Genomic DNA, 2195 nt, shown 5'->3' with positions numbered 1-2195 from the left:
ACCAACGCCGTGAAGTGCTTTCCCGAGGGGGACGACGGCTCGAACCGCGAGCCACGCGCCGAGGAGTTGGCGAACTGCTTCGATCACTTGCGAACGGAAATCGAACGGGTCGACCCGTCCGTCGTCGTCACGACGGGAAAACACGCCACGAAACTCCTGTTCGACTTCGAGTCGATTCGAATGAACGGCTTTCTCGAACGCGTGCTCTCGCCGGTCGAATGCGAGCGACTCGGCGTGACGGTCTTGCCGCTGCTTCATCCATCCTACGAGAACGTCTGGCGGAAGCGACTCGGCTACGACCGACCCGAATACGTTGCGGCTATCGGTTCCGAGCTCTCGGCGTTGGTTTGATCACTCGTCTGCAGGTGCGGTTTCGGATGCACCGGACGGTGTGTCCGTGTCGTCCGTGACGTGTATCATCCCGTCGCTTTCGTACGTGATCTCGTACCCACGGTAGCTAAATACCGCTTTGCCGCCGATCCGATTCTGCCCGTCGACTCGCGGCCGAAACAACGAATCCAATGCATCGGGGTCGACAGCGTCGTATAGACGTGGACCGATCTCGTCGGGTGACGCGTCCTCGTGATCCGCGATCGCATTGACGACGGCGGTACTGGGCCGCTCGCCGTCCTGCAAATGGTAGGAAGTATGTTCCATTCCAGTACTTGCCTTAAGATTCGTCAATGGTTAAGTATGTCGGATAAATCTGTGTGAATCCCATCCTAAAGATAGTATTTCCCCAATTTCGAAATAATTCCCGGCGTCAGTCGGAGACGTCCTTCTGACCGAAGTGGTCGTACGGTTGCATGTGTTCGTCTTTCACCAGCAGTTGATCGACGACGTCCAGACCCATGTCGTCGAGTTGTTTGCTGACCTCGGTCGCGTCCTCGCGGGTCGTCGCGACCGCCTCGACGTGGAGATTCTGCACGCCGACCATGATCTCCTTGACGTTGACGACGCCCGACGCGTCGAGTGCTTCCGCCGCCAGTTCCTCGCGCTCGGGGATCGGAGCGGTGCAGATGAAGAGAACGCGGAGCGGGAATCCCGCTTCGTGGTAGTCGATCTGTGGGTGATAGCCTCTGATGACTCCCGCCTCTTCGAGACGTTGGAGTCGATTTCCGACGGTACTGGCGGAGACACCCACAGCATCCCCGATTTCCGTCGTCGTCATATTGCGTGCGTCCTCTTGGAGCAAGTGAAGGATGCCCCGGTCTACGTCGTCAAGTGTGTCGTGGCTCATTGGTCTGTTATCGAAACCGCTTCTCACTATTCGTATCCTGTTCCTAAAAAGTCGGCACGCGTTCGAGATGACAAACTTTCGTGGGAGGCATGGCCGAAACATGGCGAGAAGCCAACTCGCCACCAGAGCCTCCGGCACCGTCGAACACTTGCCTGGTAGTACACCCGGGCTTCGGGCGTATTTCATACGAATACCGCTACCCCCTTTATTATATTCCGGATAAGCGAGGCGTCTTCGGAAAAAACTCGGTGAAACGGTGGTCGAACCGAATTTCTCGGGTCGGTCAAATTCCGGTTTGCAGCCGGTTTTCGCGGTGTTTGGGTCCTGAAACGGTCCGAGAAATGACGAATTTTGCTGAACAATCCTCTTGTTTGTCGTGTTGAGAGGATCGTCGGGCATCCGGACTTCTCCGCCCGTCGGACCCATCGGAAACACGAGTGGGTCGAAGAGAACCGAGCGTCGAATCGAGTGCTATGGGTCGTTTCGGGAGAATTGTCGTACGTATCGCTCTCGACTTGGAGGAATAATATGTCACACTTATTGATTTGGAATTTCCCACGACTCGACAAGGCTTATGGGTTGATAGAATACTCCACTCACCATGCAATCAACGAGGCGGATAAACCATACCTACCGAAATCGGCTATTTTCCGGGCTTTTAGCCGGTGTGGGGGCGTTTCTCGGCGGCTATGGCTTGACGTGGGCTTTCGTCACGCTCGACGAGCTACCGACCTTTTCGTTCGCCGCCGAGAAGTGGCAAGTCGTCACGTGGTACTTCTACAACGCGCAGTTCGTCGAAATCTCCCAAACCATCTCCGGTTCCGATGACTCCAACTATCTTCGGGACAGCGTCGATCTGATCACCAACTCCTCGGATCCGTATATCCAGTTCCTCCATCTCCTGCCGCTCATCGCCATCTTCATCGGTGGCGTTCTCCTCGCTTCTCACCTGGGT

The 2195-nt window shown here is 56.1% G+C and carries 4 protein-coding genes; 2 read left to right on the top strand and 2 right to left on the bottom strand.

The features are described 5' to 3' along the window. A partial coding sequence (locus tag WBV42_RS12165) for a uracil-DNA glycosylase family protein (protein WP_423986271.1) occupies nt 1–351 on the top strand: 351 nt, incomplete at its 5' end. Here the strand turns inward: WBV42_RS12165 and WBV42_RS12160 are convergent. Then, nucleotides 352–657, bottom strand: a complete 306-nt coding sequence (locus WBV42_RS12160) for a HalOD1 output domain-containing protein (RefSeq protein WP_423986270.1) — start codon at nt 655–657, stop codon at nt 352–354. A 106-nt stretch (nt 658–763) separates the two neighbouring features. After that, nucleotides 764–1240: an Lrp/AsnC family transcriptional regulator gene (locus WBV42_RS12155; RefSeq protein ID WP_253226727.1), complete on the bottom strand. Its 477-nt coding sequence runs from the start codon at nt 1238–1240 to the stop codon at nt 764–766. 601 nt (nt 1241–1841) lie between these two features. Between WBV42_RS12155 and WBV42_RS12150 the strand changes: the two genes are divergently transcribed. Next, a partial coding sequence (locus tag WBV42_RS12150; RefSeq protein WP_423986269.1) for a hypothetical protein occupies nt 1842–2195 on the top strand: 354 nt, incomplete at its 3' end.

Origin of the sequence: Haladaptatus sp., from assembly GCF_049589095.1 — an archaeon.
Classification (GTDB): domain Archaea; phylum Halobacteriota; class Halobacteria; order Halobacteriales; family Haladaptataceae; genus Haladaptatus.
Note: the sequence above shows the minus strand (reverse complement) of the source record. Positions and strands in the feature narration are given on the sequence as shown.